Origin of the sequence: Bacillus cereus group sp. N11, from assembly GCF_016483605.1 — a bacterium.
Classification (GTDB): Bacteria; Bacillota; Bacilli; order Bacillales; family Bacillaceae_G; genus Bacillus_A; species Bacillus_A toyonensis.
This window is the reverse complement of the sequence record NZ_JAEHBN010000067.1, coordinates 1-315: the sequence shown is the minus strand read 5'-3', so window position 1 is coordinate 315 and position 315 is coordinate 1. Positions and strand designations below refer to the sequence as shown.

Here is a 315-nt window from a genome sequence, read left to right as displayed (position 1 = left end):
CTCGGGGGCCCGGAGATGTCTATAAGAGACAGGTGTTACCTTGAACACCTTGAGGTCCGGTAGCACCTGTGTTACCTTGAACACCTTGAGGTCCGGTAGCCCCCGTGTTACCTTGAACGCCTTGAGGTCCGGTAGCGCCAGTAGCACCCGTGTTACCTTGAACGCCTTGAGGTCCAGTGGCACCAGTAGCACCCGTATTACCTTGAATACCTTGAGGTCCAGTAGCACCAGTAGCACCGGTAGAACCAGGAAGACCATTAGCACCAGAAGCGCCAGTAGCCCCGGAAGCCCCAGGATATCCTTCAACACCAGCAC

At 56.2% G+C, this 315-nt stretch carries 1 pseudogene; it reads right to left on the bottom strand.

Going from position 1 to position 315, the window contains the following annotated elements:
• Positions 1-19: 19 nt before the first annotated feature.
• Positions 20-315: pseudogene (locus JDS98_RS29690) on the bottom strand (Gly-Xaa-Xaa repeat protein); the annotation flags it as partial.